We start from the raw sequence: 17,136 nt of genomic DNA, 5'->3' as shown, positions 1-17,136 counted from the left end.
CGGGCGGGGCCTCCTCGACGATCACATGGGCGTTGGTGCCGCTGATCCCGAAGGCGCTGATCCCGGCGCGCCTGATCCGCTCCCCCGTGGACGGCCAGTCCACGGGCTCCTGGAGCAGCCGCAGTCCGCTGCCCTCCCACTCGACGTGCCGGCTGGGAGTGCCGGCGTGCAGGGTGCGTGGCAGGGTCCGGTGGCGCAGCGACTGCACCACCTTGATCAGCCCGGCCACGCCCGACGCGGCCTGCGCGTGCCCGATGCCGGACTTGAGCGAGCCCAGGTACAGCGGGCGGCCCTCGGGACGCGAGCCGGCGAAGACCTCGGCCAGGGCGTTCGCCTCGATCGGATCGCCCAGCGTGGTACCGGTCCCGTGGGCCTCCACGTGGTCGATGTCGGCCGGTTCCAGCCCGGAACGTTCCAGGGCGCGCCGGATCACCTGTTCCTGTGCGGGCCCGTTGGGCGCGGACAGGCCCTGGCTGCGGCCGTCCTGGTTGACGGCGGTGCCGCGCAGCACGGCGAGCACCTCGTCGCCGTCGCGGCGGGCGTCGCCGAGCCGCTTCAGTACGAGCATGCCGGCGCCCTCGGCCCAGATCGCGCCGTCGGCGTCGTCGGAGAAGGAGCGGCAGCGTCCGGTCGGGGACAGTCCGCGCAGGCGGCTGAACTCCACGAAGGTCTGGGGCGTGACCATCAGTGTCACGCCGCCGGCCAGCGCGAGGTCGCACTCGCCGGTCCGCAGGGCCTGGGCCGCGAGGTGGGTGGCCACCAGGGAGGAGGAGCAGGCGGTGTCGACGGTCATCGCCGGTCCGTGCAGCCCGAGGGCGTAGGCGAGCCGGCCCGAGGCCACGCTCAGCGCCGAGCCGGTGCCGACGTATCCGTCCAGCTGGTCGAGCCGGGAGCCGGAGAGATAGTCGCTGCCGAACATGCCGACGTAGACGCCGGTGGTGCTGCCCGCGAGCCCGGCGGGCACGATACCGGCGCGCTCCAGCGCCTCCCACGACGTCTCCAGCAGCAGCCGCTGCTGGGGGTCCATCGCGGCGGCCTCCTTCGGGGTGATGCCGAAGAAGCCCGGGTCGAAGGACTCGATGTCGTCCAGGAAGCCGCCCTCGCGGGCGTACGTCTTGCCGAGGGCGTCCGGATCGGGGTCGTACAGCGACTCCACGTCCCAGCGTCCCGCCGGGAACGGACCCACCGCGTCACGCCCCTCCGCGACCAGGCGCCACAGGTCCTCCGGGTCGTTCACGCCGCCCGGCAGGCGGCAGGCCATGGACACCACGGCGATCGGCTCGTCGGTCGCGGGTGCGCCGGGGCGGGCCGCGGCGGGCGCGGTCCGGGCGGCGGTGCGGCCGCCGTCCGCCGTGAGGACGTTGGCCAGCAGGTGGCCGGCCAGGCGGTCCGCGGTGGGGTGGTCGAAGAGCAGCGTGGCGGGGAGCCGGGCGCCGATGCGGGTGGAGATGCGGTTGCGGAGTTCGACGGCGGTCACGGAGTCCATGCCGAGGTCGCGCAGCGGCTGGTCGGGGCGGACGGACTGCGCCGAACGCAGGCCGAGGGCACGGGAGATCTCGTCGCGCACCAGGGCGAGGACGCGCTCGGCGCGCTCGGCCTCGGGCAGCCGGGCCAGTCGGTCGGCGAGGCCGTCGCCGGCGTCGCGGGCGGTGGCGGGCTCGGGCAGCAGCGACCGCCACAGCGCGGACCCGGCGGTGTGCTCGCGCAGGCGCGGCAGGTCCAGGGCCCAGGCCACCAGATGCGGTGCGCCGCGCCGCAGGGACAGCTCGACCAGGTCACGGCCCTGGTCGGGGGTGAGGGCGCGATGGCCGAGGCGGGCCATCCGCTCCAGGTCGGCGTGTTCGGCGGCGAGGCCCTCGCCCGCCCACGCGCCGAAGGAGACGGAGACGCCGGGCAGGCCCAGGGAGCGCCGGTGGTGGGCCAGTTGGTCCAGGAAGACGTTGGCGGCCGCGTAGTTGCCCTGGCCGGCGTTGCCGACGACACCGGCGGCGGAGGAGACCAGCAGGAACAGGTCGAGGGACGCGTCCGCGGTGAGCCGGTGCAGGTGGGCGGCGCCGTCCGTCTTGGGTCTCAGCACACGCGCGAGCCGCTCGTGCGTCAGCTCGGCGACCACTCCGTCGTCCAGGACACCGGCGCAGTGCACGACACCGCGCAGGGGGGTCTGCGCGCCGATCCCGGCGAGCAGGTCGGCCACCGCCGTCGCGTCCGCGACGTCGCACGCGGCCACCGCTACCTCGGCGCCGAGCGCGGTCAGCTCGGTGGTGACCTCGTCGGTACGAGGGTCTGCGGACCCCTGACGAGATGTGAGGAGCAGGCGCCGGACGCCGTTCTCGGCGAGCAGACGGGCGATGTGGCGGCCGACGGCGCCGAGTCCGCCGGTGATCAGGACGGTGCCGTCGGTGCGGACCAGGGCGGGGGTGCCGGCCAGGTCGAGGACCACGGGGCCGCCGGACGCGGCCCGGCGGCGCATCGCCTCGCGGACGGCGGTGACATGGAGGACGCCGGCGTGCCCGGTGGAGGCGGCCGCGGCGGTGAACGGCACCTCGTCGGCGAGCACCGTGACCCGCGACGCGCCGGCCACCGTCTCGGAGCCGGGAGCGCTACCGGCCGGGGCGCTCACCCGCAGGCCGGGGGCGAGTCCCTCGACGTCGGCGGCGACCTCGGTCAGGACTCCGGCGCATGCGGTGGGTGCCGCGTCCGGCCCGGGGAGCTCGAGGGCGTGGACCTGGATCCGCACCTGGCCGGGTCCCAGCGGCCGGCGCTGCGCGGTGCGCAGGGCAGGCTCGTCCGCGAGGCTCAGCTCGTACCGGTCTCCCGCCGGGACCCGGACCGTGTCCGCGGGACGGGCGCGCACCAGCCTGGGCGCGAGCAAAGCGCCGGAGCGGAGGGCGAGTTCGGGTTCGTCGGGGCAGGCCTGGGCGATGCGCAGGGCGTCCGCCGGGTCCGAGTCGTCGAGGTCGAGCAGGGCCAGCCCGAGTTCCGGGTGCTCGGCGCGGGCGCTGCGTGCCAGGCCCCACAGGACCGAGCGGGCGTAGCCGGCCACGGTGTCGCCGTCGGCGGCGGCGACCGCGTCGCGGGTCACCCACACGGTCCGGGAGGGTGCCTCGTCCGCGGGCAGGGCGAGCAGCGCGTGCAGCTCGTCCAGTGCCGCGGCGGCCGTCTCCCGTGCCACGAGGGCGGGTTCGGCGTCCGCGGCCGGACGCGGCCAGAACCGTACGACGACATCGGCGCCGCTCTCGCGCACCTCGGCCCCAGCCATGCCGAGGCCGCGGAGCGCGGCCGCGACCTGGGGGTCGGACCGGTGGGCGGCGACCGTCCACACGCAGCCCGGCCGGCCGGCCGCCTCGGCGGGCAGGGCCGTCCAGGCGACCTCGTAGAGGTGCCGCGCGTTCTCGGAGCCGGCGTCGAGGTCGGCCGGGTCGGCCGCCCTCAGCCGTACGCCTTCCAGGCGGCCCGCGGGAAGACCGTCGGGGTCCCAGAGCGTCACGTCGAGCGTGAGGTCGGTGGCGGATCCGCCGGTACGCCGTACGGACGCGGTCAGGTCGGTGGCGCCGCCGGGCGGCAGGACGCAGCGGCCCACCGCGACCGGGAGGAGCACCCGCTCGCCGTCCGTCCCGAAGGCGGCGGCGACCTGCAGTGCCGCATCGAGCAGGGCCGGGTGGACCGGGTAGGGGTCGGCCACGTCACGGGCGGCGGACGGCAGCGAGAGGCGCGCGAGGAGGGTGCCGTCGCCGGTCGGGACGGCCGACCGTACGCCCTGGAAGGCGGGTCCGTAGCCCAGTCCGAGCGCGCCGAGACGGTCGTACGTCCCAGGGGTCCAGGCCTCTTCGGGCGTCTCCGGCCACGCAGGTGGCCGCCCCGCCGCGACGGGTGCGGGCTCGGCCGCCGAGGCGGTGGCGTGCAGGGTCCAGCCGGTGGTGTCCGCGCCGCGCGGGCGGCTGTGCACGGTGATCTCCGGTTCGGGACCGGCGGTGACCACCTCGACGGACACCTCGACGGTGTGGGAGGCGGGCAGCACGAGGGGGCTGAGCAGGAACAGGTCGGTGACGTCGGCCGGGACGCCGGGACGTGCCACGGTGAGGGCCGCGCGGCACAGCTCCAGCAGGGTCGTGCCGGAGACCACGGTCCGGCCGAACACGGCGTGGTCGGGAAGCCAGTCGGCGGTGGCCGGGGACCACTCGTCGCGGAAGGTCCAACGGGTCTCGTCGGCCGACTGGAGCTGGATGCCGAGCAGCGGGTGCGCGGCACGGTCGAGCAGACCGGGACCGCCCGTTCCCGACTCGGGTTCGGTCCAGTGGCGCTGTGTGTCCCACGCGTAGGTCGGCAGGTCGGCGGGCGCGGTGCCGGCGACCGGGCGGCGCCCGTCGATGTTCCGTCCGTGGACGTGCAGTTCGGCGGTGGCCCGGTCCAGGCAGCCGGGGCCCTCCTCGTCGCGGCGCAGCGAGCCGACGGCGAGCAGCTCGTGGCCGCACTCCTCGCCGACCGTGCGCACGGCCGTGAGCAGGGCCGGGTGGGGGCTGAGTTCGACGAAGTGGCGGTAGCCGTCGGCCGCCATCCGCGCCACGGTCGGCGCGAAGCGCACCGGTTCACGCAGGTTGGTGTACCAGTAGTCGGCCTCCAGCTCCCCGGTGACGGGCTCTGCGGTGACGGTGGAGTACCAGGCGACGGAGGTCGGGCAGGTGGTGACGCCGTCGAGTTCGTCGAGGATCGTCGCGCGGACCGGTTCGACCCGGGCAGTGTGGGAGGCGTAGTCGACGTCGAGGCGGCGGACGAAGACCTGCCGGGCCTCGAGGCCGGCGAGCAGGGCCTCCACGGGCGCCACGTCACCGGCGACCACGGTGGAGCGGCCGCTGTTCACCGCCGCGACGGCGACGCCCTCGGGGAGCAGGGCCTCCACCTCGGTGCGGGGCAGGGCGACGACGGCCATGGTGCCGGTGCCGGACAGCTCCGTCAGTGCCCGGCTGCGCAGGGCGACCACGGCCGCCGCGTCGTTGAGGCTGAGCGCTCCGGCGACACAGGCGGCGGCGACCTCGCCCTGGCTGTGCCCGATCACGGCGTCGGGCCGGACACCCCGGGCCCGCCACACGGCGGCCAGTGACACCATCACCGCGAACAGCACCGGCTGGACGACGTCCACGCGGTCCAGGGACGGGGCTTTGGCGTCGCCGCGCAGCACCGACGCCACGGACCACTCGGTGAACGGGCGCAGGGCGGCGTCGCAGCGGTCGAGTTCGTCCGCGAACACCGGGTTCCGGTCGAGCAGGTCGCGGGCCATGCCGGTCCACTGGGCGCCCTGGCCCGGGAAGACGAAGGCCACCTTGCCGGCCGGCAGCACCTGCCGGGGGCCGGCGGTCCGGTCGGGGTCGTCCTGCCCCTCCGCCAGGGCGCGCAGGGCGGTGAGGAGTTCCTCGCGGCGGTCCGCCCGGACGACGGCTCGCTGCTCGAAGTGGGTGCGGTGGTGGGTGAGGGTCGCGGCCACGTCGGCCAGGGGCAGTTCCGGCCGCGCCTCGAGTGCTTCGAGGAGGCGGGCTGCCTGGCCGCGCAGGGCGGGCAGGCTGCGCGCGGAGAGCGGGAAGAGGCCGCTGCCGGGCAGCTCCGCCGTGGTGTCCGGTTCTGGTTCCCGTGGTGCCTCCTCCAGCACCACGTGGGCGTTCGTGCCGCTGATCCCGAAGGCGCTCACTCCGGCCCGCCGCACCCGGCCGGGCTCCCGCGGCCATGCCTCGGCCGCGGCGCGTACGCGCAGGCCGCTGCCGCTCCAGTCGATGTGCCCGGTGAGGGTCTCGGCGTGCAGCGAGGCGGGTATGCGTTCGTGGCCGAGGGCCAGCACGGTCTTGATGACGCCGCCGATGCCCGCCGCGGCCTGGGTGTGACCGATGTTGGACTTCAGGGAGCCGATGCCGAGCGGCCGGTCGGCGGGCCTGCCCGGGCCGAACACGTTGGCCAGCGCCCGGCCCTCGATCGGGTCGCCCAGCCGGGTGCCGGTGCCGTGCGTCTCGACGTAGTCCAGGTCGTGCGGTGCGAGTCCGGCGGCGTCCAGGGCGGCGCGCAGCACTCGTTCCTGGGCCGGGCCGTTGGGCGCGCTGAGGCCCTGGCTGCGGCCGTCCTGGTTGATCGCCGAGCCCTTGACGACGGCCAGTACCCGGTCGCCGTCCCGGCGCGCGTCCGCGAGCCGCTTGAGCAGCACCAGCCCGCAGCCCTCGGCCCACACGACACCGTCCGCGTCGGCCGAGAACGGGCTGCACCGCCCGGACGGCGACAGCCCGCGCAGCCTGCTGAACTCGACGTGCCCGCGGGGTGTGACGAGCAGCGTGGCGCCGCCGGCGAGGGCCAGGTCGCACTCGCCGCTCGCCAGCGCACGCGCCGCCAGGTGCAGGGCGACCAGCGAGGAGGAGCAGGCGGTGTCGACGGTCACCGCGGGGCCCTGGAGGCCGAGGGTGTAGGCGATGCGCCCGGAGGCCACGCTGGTCGCCGTGCCGGTGCCGACGTGCCCGTCGAGCTGGCCGAGCGAGGCGGCGGCGAGGTATCCGCTGTCGTAGAGGCCGATGTAGACGCCCGTGGAGGTGCCGCTGAGCGTGTCCGGGACGATGCCCGCGCGCTCCAGCGTTTCCCAGGCCGTCTGCAGGAGCAGCCGCTGCTGCGGGTCCATGGCGGCGGCCTCGCGCGGGGATATCCCGAAGAAGGCCGCGTCGAAGCGGTCGATGCCGTCCAGGAAGCCGCCGCTGAGGGTGTACGCCCTGCCGGTCGCCTCCGGGTCGGGGTCGAGCAGCGCGTGCGTGTCCCAACGGCCCGCCGGGACCTCGCAGACGGCGTCCCGGCCCGCGGCGAGCAGCCGCCACAGCGCCTCGGGGTCGTCGGCGCCGCCGGGGAAGCGGCAGGCCATGGAGACGATGGCCACCTCCTCGTCCGCGCCCGCCGGGACCCGCTCCGGCACGGGGTTCGTCGGCGGCCCGGGGTTCGTCGGCGGCACGGGGTTCGTCGGCGGCACGGTGGCGGCGGGCGGTTCGAGTACCGCTTCGGTGATGGCCGTGATGGTGGGGTGGTTGAAGACCAGGGACGGTTCCAGGGTCTGGCCGGTCCACTCGGAGAGCCGGGCCGCCAGCGTCACCAACTGGCGTGATCCGATGCCGAACTCGGCGATCGGGCGGTCCGGGTCGACGGCCGGCGGGTCGATCCCGGCCGCCTCGGCGACGGCCGACACCAGCCAGGCCCGTACACCGTCGGAGGTCTTCGGGGACGGCTCGGGGGACTGCTTCGGGGACTCGTTCGCAGGCATCTGGGCAGGTGTCCTCGTGAACTGGGGCTCAGGCGGATTCCGTACGGCTGCGCGCGGCAGGGGCAGACGACGGTGTGCGGGCAGGGTGGACCGCCGTGCGGCGGACATGCCGTGGGGACGACGACGGGCAGGCCTCGGCGACCGGCGGTGCGCCCCCCGCCCCCAACGGGGCCCCGGCGGCCGGCCGGGGGATCACAGGGCCGGCGCGGCCCCCGGGGGGGCGCCGCCGGCGCGCAGGGGGGGGCCGGGGGCGGACGGTGTCAGAGCTGGCCGGGCTCGCCGACCGTGGCGAGGGTGGCGTCGAGATACGCCGCACGGGTGGCGCGGCGCTGGATCTTCCCGCTGGACGTCTTGGGGATGGTGCCGGGGTGGACCAGCACGACGTCGCGCACCGACAGGCCGTGGGCCTCGCCGATCGCGCTGCGGACCAGGTCGGTGACCTTCTCGGACTCGCCGGCCGCGTCGGGCGACAACTCGGCGACCAGGACGGCCTGTTCGCCCTCCGTTCCGGAGTCGACGGAGAACGCGGCGGTGCAGCCGGGCCGCAGGGCCGGGTGGGACAGCTCGGCCGAGAGCTCGAGGTCCTGCGGATAGTGGTTGCGGCCGTCGATGACGATCAGGTCCTTGCGGCGGCCGGTGACGAACAGCTCGCCGTCCCGCAGGAATCCGAGGTCGCCGGTGCGCAGGAAGCGGCCTTCGTGGCCGGGGAGCGTGGCGCGGAAGGTCTCACGGGTGGCGAGGGCGTTGCGCCAGTAGCCCTTGGCGACGCCTGCGCCGCCGACCCATATCTCGCCGACCTCCCCCTCGGGCAGTTCCTCCTGCCGTTCCGGGTCGGCGATCGCCACGGTCACGCCGGGGCCGGGGCGTCCGCAGCCCACGGCCGCCGCGTCCGTCTCGCCCGCGTGCGGTCCGGTCGCGTCGGGTTCCAGCAGCGTGGGCGGGGTGTCCACCGAACCGCCGGTGACCATGAGGGTGGCCTCGGCCAGGCCGTAGCAGGGGTAGAGGGCCTCGCGGCGGAAGCCCGCCTCGCCGAAGGTGTCGGCGAACCGGCGCAGGGTGGCCGCGCGTACCGGTTCGGCGCCGTTGAAGGCGACCTTCCAGGATCTGAGGTCGAGGGTGTCAAGCAGGTCCGGGGTGGCGTGCTTCAGGCACAGCTCGTAGGCGAAGTTGGGTCCGCCGCTGGTGTGCGGGCGGTAGCGGCTGACGGCGGTCAGCCAGCGCGCGGGCTGCTGCAGGAAGTGCAGCGGTGAGAAGAGGGTGGCGGTGACGCCGAGGTACAGGGTGTTGAGGATTGGGCCCATCAGGCCCATGTCGTGGTAGACGGGGAGCCAGCTGACGATCAGTTCGTTCCGGTGCTCCGCGATCGCGTCCGGGGTGTGGCCCATCCGCTCGGTGATGACCCGCTCGTTGGCGAGCAGGTTCGCGTGGGTGACGGCCACGCCGCGCGGGGCCGACGTGGAGCCGGAGGTGTACTGGAGGAACGCGACCGATTCCGCGGTGAGTTCGGGTTCGCGCCAGGCGGCGGCCGCCTCGTCGGGTATGTCCTCGGTGGCGATCCGGGCGATGCCGTCCAGTTCGGGCAGGTGCTGTGCCATGCCGTCCAGGGCGGCGATCACCTCGCGGCCGCCGAGGATGACCTTGGCGTCCGCGTCGGCCATCAGGCGCTTCATGCGGGTCAGGGCCCGGTGGTTCTGGGACCGGCCCTGCGGGGGCACGCCCGGTACGGCGACCACGCCGGCCGAGAGACAGCCCAGGTAGCCGCTGATGAACTCCAGGCCGGGCGGGTACAGCAGCATCGCGCGGGAACCGGCAAGCCCGTGCTCCTGCAGCCAGGCGGCGACGGCCCGGGAACGGGCGGCGAGGCGCCCGTAGGTGAGGTGCTGCACTTCTCCCTCGGTGTCGCCCGTGACGAGGTAGCGGTAGGCGGTCCGGTCAGGATGGATCGAGGCGTGCGTGGTCAGTAAGTCGACCAGGGAACGTGCCATAGGACGAGTCTCACCTGTCTGAATAGGCGGGCAGGGAACTGGCGTTCGAGGGACGCGTCACGCGTGTACGCACGAGCCGCCGCCAACCCGGCCCCCTTGCCAGGCTGTTCGACTCGGCACCCCCGCCGCCGGAGTCGCAGGTCGGGCGACTTCCAGTCATCCCCGCTTCAGCTTGCTACCGGCAAGTAGCACCCTAGCAACTATCGATTGATCGAAATGCCGAACACACGTAAACGCTTTGTATCCACGGAGGTTTGGCAGGTGGACGGCGCATGACGAGGGGATTCACACGACGGCCGGGTGACGGGTTTCACGTCGTCCCCGCCCCACACCGCCCGTCCGTGCCACCCGCCGGATCGTTCGCGCGACGCCTTCGGCGTCGGCCGCGGACACCGCGAGCCGGGCGAAGGGCGCCGGCGGCCACAGGTCGACGACCACGACCGGGCCGTGCTCGCGCACGGCGACGAAGTCCAGACCCTCGGAGTGCCGCCACTGCCCCACACAGAAGCGGTCGGGCAGCCACCGGCCGGAACGCGGCTCTCCGCGCAGCCCGCGCCACCAGTCCGGCTCGACGGCCACCTCACGGACGGCCGCGAGCGGCACACGGACCTCGCGACGCCGGGCCAGGAGCCGCTCCCGCAGGGCGAGCCGGAGGACCATGTCCTCCCCGTCGACGACGAGCCGGGCCACCGCGATCACCTCCTGCGACCATCCGTGCCCAGGACCGCGAGGCCATCTGTTCGCACATGACGATGATTACCCCAAATGCCCCATCGGTGAATCGGTCCTATCGTGCTCTTATGGAGCACGCACTCAGTCCCGTGAACCTCGCCGAGCTGCGGCGTCCGCGCCCCTATCCCGCCGTTTCCGTGCTGACGCCGACCCATCGCCGCGAGCCAGAGAACACCCAGGATCCGGTCCGGCTGCGCAACGTCGTGGCCGAGGCCAAGAAGCAGCTGGAGTCCGACCCCTCGGTCACCCGGGAGCGACGCACCGACGTCATCGAGCAGCTCGACCGGGCCCTCGCCGAGGTGGACCTGGCGCACGCCGAGGACGGCCTGGTGATCTTCGCCGCCCCGGGTGAGCACCAGGTGTGGTCGCTCGGCCGCACCGTGCCCGAACGGGTCGTCCTCTCGGACACCTTCCTCACCCGCAACCTCGTCTCCGCCCGGGCCGCCGAGCGGCCCTTCTGGGTGCTGTCGGTCTCCGCCGACCGCATCACCCTGTGGAGCGGCGGCCCCGAGCGGGTGACCGAGGACCACTCCGGCGGCTTCCCGATGACCAGGGACCGCGAGAACTTCGACGCCGAGCGCCAGGAACAGATCGGCGACATCCCGAGCACGTTCCGCGACGAGGGCACCCGCCGCTTCCTGCGCGATGCCGACACGGCCCTGACAGCGCTCCTGCGCGACGCCCCGAGGCCGCTGTTCGTCACCGGCGAGCAGGCGGCCCTGTCGGCGCTCGACGAGGTCGGCAGCGCCATCAGGGACGCCGTCCACGTACCGCACGGCGGCCTGGCGAACGGTACTCCCGACGCCGTGTGGCAGGCGATACGGCCGACGGTCGAAGCGGCGGCCCGGAAGGCCACCGACACCGTGGCCCGGGAGCTGGACTCGGCCCGGGGACGCAAGGAGTTCGCCGCCGGTGTCGACGAGGTCTGGCAGAGCGCCCGTGAGGGCCGTGTCCGGCTGCTCGCCGTCGAGGAGAACTACCGCATCACCGTCCGTGACGACGGCGACCATCTGATCCCGGCGGAGAGCGGCGACCTCGACGCCCGCGAGGACATCGTGGACGAGATCGTCGAGCAGTGCCTGGAGACCGGTGCCGACGTCCGCTTCGTGCCGGACGGCACCCTGGGCGACGAGGACGGGATCGCGGGAGTGCTGCGCTACTGAGGCCACGGGGCGCTCCGCCCGGCGGCGTACGCTACGCGTGATCGTCGGGTGAGAGGGAGTGCGCGCGTGGGTGACCTGCTGGGCGTGGCCGTACTGGGTGCCGGAAACATGGGGGCCGATCACATACGGCGCCTGGACCGTACGGTGAGCGGAGCCAGGGTCGCCGCGGTGGCCGATCCCGACGCCGGGCGTGCCGAAGCGGCGGTCGCCGGCCTGGACGGGGTCGCCGTGCACACGGACACGGTGTCCGCGCTGGACGCGCCCGGCGTCGAAGCCGTCCTGATCGCCTCCCCCGGCCCCGCGCACGAGGATGCGCTGCTCGCGGCCTTCGCACGCGGTCTGCCCGTGCTGTGCGAGAAGCCCATGGTGCCGGACCCCGCCGGAGCGCTCCGGGTGGTGGAGGCCGAGGCACGGCTCGGGCGGCGACTGGCGCAGGTCGGGTTCATGCGCCGATACGACAGCGAGTACCGGCGTCTCAAGGCCCTGCTCGACGGCGGCACCCTGGGGCGCGCGCTCATGCTGCACTGCACCCACCGCAACGTCTCCTCGCCGCCCGGCTTCACCAGCGCCATGCTGGTCGACAGTTCGGTGTCGCACGAGATCGACGCGGCCCGCTGGCTGCTCGGCCAGGAGCTGACCGCCGTGACCGTGCTGCGTCCGGCGTCCTCGGCGGGCGCCCCTCAGGGGCTGATCGATCCGCAGTTCGTGCTCTTCGAGACGGAGGGCGGCGCCCTGGTGGACGTGGAGATCTTCGTCAACTGCGGCTTCGGCTACGAGGTCCGGTGCGAGGCCGTGTGCGAGGCGGGCAGCGCCCGCATCGGCGACGAGCACACCATGGTCGTGACCGCGCGGGGCAGTGCGCGCGAGGAGGTGGCGCAGGACTACCTCGTCCGGTTCGCCGACGCCTACGACCGCGAGGTGCAGGACTGGGTCGACGCCACCCGGCAGGGGCGCGTCACCGGGCCGAGCGTCTGGGACGGCTACGCGGCGTCCGTGGTCGCGGAGGCGGGAGTCCGGGCACTGGAGAGCGGCCGCCGCACGGCCGTGGAGCTCGCCCCGCGCCCGGGTCTGTACGCCCCGCTCAGCCGCTGACGCTGGACGCGCCCGCCTTCGTCGCGTCGCCCTGGAAGCGGCGCGGCAAGCGCTCGGGCCCGGTCATGGTGAGGTCGTACTTCCCGCCGCCGTGTCCGGCACGGATGGAGCCGAGACGGTACCCCCCGGTCGACCGTGTACTGCCGGGGTGTGGTGTCGCGGCAGGCGTTCGGGGGGACGGAGAAGTGTGCCGCCCTCGTCACCGTGGCGCGCTGATCGGTCATGGTGAACCAGGTGAGGACACTGCCGGCCGGGCCGAACTCCGGGCGGTCGAGCCGGCCGCCGGGCCGGCACGGCAGCGCGCGGGGCGGGTTCCGGGCTCCTGGGCGGGCAGGGCGTTGCCGGTCGGGACGGGGTCGGGCAGCGAGCCGCAGGTGCCGAGGCCGGTGACGCCCGTCGCGGGCGGGGACACGGGGCCGTAACCGGGTTGGCGAAGTCGAGGACGCCGTCCGGCCGGTGTCGTCCGCCCCGTCCTCGCCACAGGGGTGCCCGGGCGGCACACCGCGCGCAAGGCTGCAGGGGATGACCGTCAGGGCCATACCGTGCGATGAGGCGGAGATGGACGTGAGCCGAAGCCGTCCGGGGAGCGGCGAGTTGCCTCATACGCCGTCGAAGAGGGCGCTCAGTCCGCGTTCGACGACCGCCCCGAGGTCCTCCTGTCCGGCCGGCACCACGGCATAGGTGCGCAGCAGGAAGCGGCGCAGCGCAGGGGTGTCGAACTGGAGCAGGGCGAGTCCGTACGGCGAGTGGAACTCCAGGACCGTACGCGTGCGGCCGCACGGCCAGATGTGCACGTCCCCGCGTCCGGCCGGCGCGCTCAGCCCGTCGTCGAGGAGGGAGCGCGCGAAGGTCCAGGTGACGCATGCGCCGTCCAGGGTCGATTCGGGCGGGAAGTCGATGAAGACGGCCAGCGGATCCTCGGAGGTGTAACGGAGCGTGGCGGGTACGGGGACCTCTCGGTCCTCGGGGGTGACCAGGCTGGCCCGGGTGGGCTGTTCGAAGGTGGTGTCCATGCCTTTACGAGTCCGCAGCGGCCGCTCTCGTGGCGCTAAATCCGGTCATAGTTCGGTGTGACTCGCGCCGCACCCCGCACGGCCTGGACCACGAAGAACACATGCATATCGAACATGCGCTTGAGTACCGTCTCCCGGGCCCCGGCATTCGCTCAAGTCACCTACTGTGCCCACGACTTGCCTCACCTCGCCCGATACTCCATTCCTACCGGTCAGTCACACTTCGAAGACTCTGGCATATGCCAGAAGCACCACCGGATCGGGTGTCGCCAAATCCCTTACAGGGCGTCGCGGGCTGTGCAACAGTCGTAACGGTCCTTCCGTCCCCCTGGCCGAACCGTCCCGCATCGGAGTGCGTCATGCCGTCCCACCTCTCTGCGGACCGACCAGCCGCCCAGCCGCCCGGGCGTGGCTCGGTCGAAGCGCTTATATCGCAGACGCGGCGGCTCAAGGGCGACGTGGACGCCGTACGGCGGGACGCGCAGAACGACGGTACGGACGGTACGGGCCCCCGGGAACGCTGGCAGCGCGCGCTGTACGACCTGGCGCTGCACCAGCTCAACGACCTGGACGAGCACTTGGCGCAGTTGCGGGACGGCCCGCCGCCGGCGCCGGCGGCGGCCCCCGTGCTCGCGGCGCGGGGAGAAGCGGCCCCCGGTTCACTGCTCAGCCGGGTCGGCAGCGCTGAGTGGAACCTGCTGACGGACGGCGCCAGTTGGTCCGGGGAGCTGTACGAGATCCTCGGCGTCGACCCGGCCGCCCCCGCCCTGACCCTCGACGAACTGCCCTCATTGGTCCTCGACGACGACCGGCCTGGGCTGACGTCGATGGTGACGGACTGCCTGGTCGACGCCAAGCCGATCGACGGGGAGTTCCGCGTCATGCGGCCCGACGGAGCCGTCCGGACCGTGCACATGATGGGCGAGCCCGTGCTCGGCACCGACGGCAGCACCGCCTCCATGTGGGCCGTGCTGCGGGACGTCAGTGAACTGCGCCGCAGTCAGCGGACGGTCCGCGAGACCTCTGACTCGTTGCAGCGCCACCGGCAGCAGACACAGACCGAGCACCGGCTCGCGGTCGAGCTGCAGGAGGCCGTACTGCCGCCGTGGCGCGGCTCCCTGCGCCTCCCGCGCCGGGGGCCGCAGACGCTCGACCTCGCGGCCCACTACCTGCCGTCCGCGACGAGCACGCTGATCGGCGGTGACTGGTACGACGCGCTCGAACTGGCCGACGGCGACACCCTGCTGAGCGTCGGCGACCTCACCGGACACGGCGTGACCGTCACCTCGGGCATGGCGATGCTGCTGGGCGCCCTGCGCGGCATGGCGATGGCCGGAACCGAACCCGGCCACCTGATGGCCCTGCTCAACCAGTTACTCGACGCCACCGTGCAGCCGGCCCTGGGCAGCGCCGTCTGCTGCCGCTACCGACCCGCGTCCCGCACTCTGGTGTGGGCGCAGGCAGGACACCCCGCCCCGCTGCTGTTCCGCGACGGGACGGGGCGCATGCTGAACGCACCGGACGGCGTCCTCCTCGGCGCGACCTCCGGAGCCGCCTACGGGCAGGCCGAAGTGACCCTACGGCCCGGCGACCTGATCCTGCTGCACACCGACGGGCTGGTGCCCGGACACAGCGGGACGGACGCCTTGGACCGCCTGCTCGACCTGGCCGAACGCTTCGGGACGGCGCGTACCGCACAGGACTGCGTACGGACGGTCGTGGAGGAGTTCGGCGCGATCGAGCGGCAGGACGACGCCTGCGTGCTCATCGCCAGGGTGACGTCACAGGACGACGCCCGCGCCTGACGCTTACGAAGGACCTGACCTCACAGGAAACGCGGGGGCACAGACCCCCGTGCACTCCTGCGGCCCGTTACACCTGTGCCCCGTCGGCCTCCCTGCCCTTCGGCATCGGCAGCGCGAGCCTGATCTCCTCCCGCAGTTCGTTGATCTTCGGATAGCCGGCGTACTCGGCGGTCAGCCGGTACATCTGGCGCAGCCGGTCCCAGGTGCGGTGGGAGGAGTTCGATCCCATCGACATCAGGGCCAGCCGGGCGTACCGGTCCGCCTGTTCGGGGTCGTCCGCGATGAAGCAGGCGGAGGCCATGGACAGGAAGTCGAAGATCTTCGACCGTTGCCGGCCGTCGATCCGCAGGGCGAGGGCCTTCTCCGCGTAGTGCTGTGCGTGCGCTGCCGCGCTCGGGTCGTGCTCCGCCAGCGTGCGGTAGGCCAGGGCCTGCATGCCGTACAGATCCTCCTCCTTGAACATCTGCATCCAGCTCGGCGGCGGCACGTCTCCCTTGTCGGACACGAAGAGATCCTCCGCCTGTCCGAGGGTGCGGCGCATCGCCTGGCCCTTGCCCATCGACGCCTGTGCCCAGGCCTCGATGGTGTGGAGCATCGCCTGGGTGCGCGGCAGCACCTCGTCGCCCGAGCCGGACTGGGCGAGCTTCATCAGGTCGAGTGCGTCGTCCGGCCGGCCGAGGTGCACCATCTGGCGAGCCGCTCTGGAGAGCGCCTCCCCGGCGCGGGGCCGGTCACCGCCCTCACGGGCCGCATGGGCGGCGATGACGAAGTACTTCTGGGCCGTGGGTTCCAGGCCGACGTCGTGCGACATCCAGCCCGCGAGGACGGCGAGGTTGGCCGCGACGCCCCACAGGCGCCGCTGGAGATGGTCGGGGTGGCGGTAGGCGAGCATGCCGCCCACCTCGTTGAGCTGGCCCACCACCGCCTTGCGCTGCAGCCCGCCGCCGCGGGCCGCGTCCCATGCCCGGAACACCTCGACCGAGCGCTCCAGTTCCTCGATCTCCTGCGACCCGATGGGGGCGGCCTCGTAGCGGTCGAACCCAGCGGGGTCGGCGTGCAGGGGGTCGTTGAGAGCGGGGGCGTCGGCCTTGAGTGTCGGGTCGGTGTGCAGCCAGTCGTACATGGCGCTGCTGAGTGCGGATCCCGCGGCGAGCGCGGCACCCGCGCCCACCAAGCCGCGTCGGTTGAGCATGAGGTCCATTCCCGTGAATTCGGTGAGGACCGCGGCAGTCCGTTCGGGCGCCCACGGCACGCCGTCGGGATGTTCCGCACTCCCGCCGCCCGGCCGTTTCCCCATACGCCCGTGCCGCACCAGACCGAGGTCCTCAATGGTCACGACACGGCCGAGACGCTCGGTGAACAGGGCCGCCAGCACCCGCGGCACCGGATCGCGCGGGATCTCTCCCGTGTCGATCCACCGCCGCACCCGGGAGGTGTCGGTCGACAGCTGGGGGTGGCCCATGGCCGCCGCCTGCTTGTTGACCAGCCTCGCGAGTTCGCCCTTGGACCAGCCGGCCAGGCCGAACAGGTCCGCGAGCCGGGTGTTGGATTGTCCGCTCACGTCAAGCCCCCAGGTTCTCGGCTGAGTTGACAGTAGCCCGGTGAGACTTGCCGGGCGACTATTCGCCACGGTTCGCCAGGGTGCGCCAGATGGTGTGCCACTGGGCATCGGGTGTCGAGTAGGAACGCGCCACCCCGACCCGGTCACCAGCTGACAGGGCGGACGCATTCCCCAGGATGCTGCCGTCCGGGCGGCCGGGCCGGGCTGGCGCGAGGACTTAAGGCAGGCACTGCAGGCACACGAAGGGATCTGTATCTCCCATGTACGCAGCATCGTCCTCCGTGTCCGCCCCGCCCCGGCCGCTGCGCCCCCGTCCGGCGGGCAGCGGCCCCTATCTCGACCCCGCGCGTCCGGGGACCCCCGTGCTGGGCGCGGGCCGGGCGCGGCGCGCCGCGGGGCGCGGCCCCCCACCCCGCAGCGGGCGACGCGACTTGTACCGCCCCCCGGGCGCCCAGCGGCGCCCCCCGCTCGCCGCGGTGCACCCCCACTGCCCGGAGTTCGCTCCCGTCCAC

At 73.7% G+C, this 17,136-nt stretch carries 8 protein-coding genes and 1 pseudogene; 4 read left to right on the top strand and 5 right to left on the bottom strand.

Translation table 11 applies throughout. The features are described 5' to 3' along the window. From ACFW2E_RS20930 to ACFW2E_RS20920, 3 genes are all read right to left on the bottom strand, one after another. Positions 1-7,273: SDR family NAD(P)-dependent oxidoreductase (locus ACFW2E_RS20930; protein ID WP_384468507.1), on the bottom strand; the 7,273-nt coding region annotated here is incomplete at its 3' end. Positions 7,274-7,533: 260 nt separating this feature from the next. Beyond that, positions 7,534-9,258 carry a fatty acyl-AMP ligase gene (locus ACFW2E_RS20925; RefSeq protein ID WP_384468505.1) on the bottom strand — a complete coding sequence of 575 codons (1,725 nt, stop codon included), beginning with the start codon at positions 9,256-9,258 and terminating at the stop codon, positions 7,534-7,536. A gap of 285 nt (positions 9,259-9,543) precedes the next feature. Then, entirely contained in the window at positions 9,544-9,957 is a 414-nt protein-coding gene (locus tag ACFW2E_RS20920; protein WP_384468503.1) for a hypothetical protein, read from the bottom strand. 101 nt (positions 9,958-10,058) lie between these two features. Between ACFW2E_RS20920 and ACFW2E_RS20915 the strand changes: the two genes are divergently transcribed. Both ACFW2E_RS20915 and ACFW2E_RS20910 read left to right on the top strand, forming a co-directional pair. After that, on the top strand, positions 10,059-11,153 hold the full coding sequence (locus ACFW2E_RS20915; RefSeq protein WP_384468501.1) for a chemotaxis protein: 1,095 nt from the start codon (positions 10,059-10,061) through the stop codon (positions 11,151-11,153). A gap of 66 nt (positions 11,154-11,219) precedes the next feature. After that, entirely contained in the window at positions 11,220-12,245 is a 1,026-nt protein-coding gene (locus tag ACFW2E_RS20910) for a Gfo/Idh/MocA family protein (protein WP_384468499.1), read from the top strand. A 599-nt stretch (positions 12,246-12,844) separates the two neighbouring features. On the opposite strand, the gene ACFW2E_RS20905 is transcribed toward ACFW2E_RS20910, so the two are convergent. Further along, a complete protein-coding gene (locus tag ACFW2E_RS20905; RefSeq protein WP_384468497.1) occupies positions 12,845-13,258 on the bottom strand; it encodes an SsgA family sporulation/cell division regulator in 414 nt (137 codons plus the stop codon). A gap of 359 nt (positions 13,259-13,617) precedes the next feature. Here ACFW2E_RS20905 and ACFW2E_RS20900 point away from each other — a divergent pair, with 359 nt between their 5' ends. Then, positions 13,618-15,063, top strand: coding sequence for a PP2C family protein-serine/threonine phosphatase (locus ACFW2E_RS20900; protein WP_384468495.1), 1,446 nt, complete (start codon positions 13,618-13,620; stop codon positions 15,061-15,063). Between the two features lie 67 nt (positions 15,064-15,130). On the opposite strand, the gene ACFW2E_RS20895 is transcribed toward ACFW2E_RS20900, so the two are convergent. After that, positions 15,131-16,624 carry a hypothetical protein gene (locus tag ACFW2E_RS20895; RefSeq protein WP_384468493.1) on the bottom strand — a complete coding sequence of 498 codons (1,494 nt, stop codon included), beginning with the start codon at positions 16,622-16,624 and terminating at the stop codon, positions 15,131-15,133. A gap of 260 nt (positions 16,625-16,884) precedes the next feature. Between ACFW2E_RS20895 and ACFW2E_RS20890 the strand changes: the two are divergent. Then, positions 16,885-17,136, top strand: a pseudogene (locus tag ACFW2E_RS20890) (aminoglycoside phosphotransferase family protein); the annotation flags it as partial.

Origin of the sequence: Streptomyces sp. NPDC058964 (assembly GCF_042741275.1) — a bacterium.
In the GTDB taxonomy this organism is placed as follows: Bacteria; Actinomycetota; Actinomycetes; order Streptomycetales; family Streptomycetaceae; genus Streptomyces.
The sequence above is the reverse complement of the archived record's forward strand: the minus strand, read 5'-3'. Positions and strand labels throughout refer to the sequence as shown.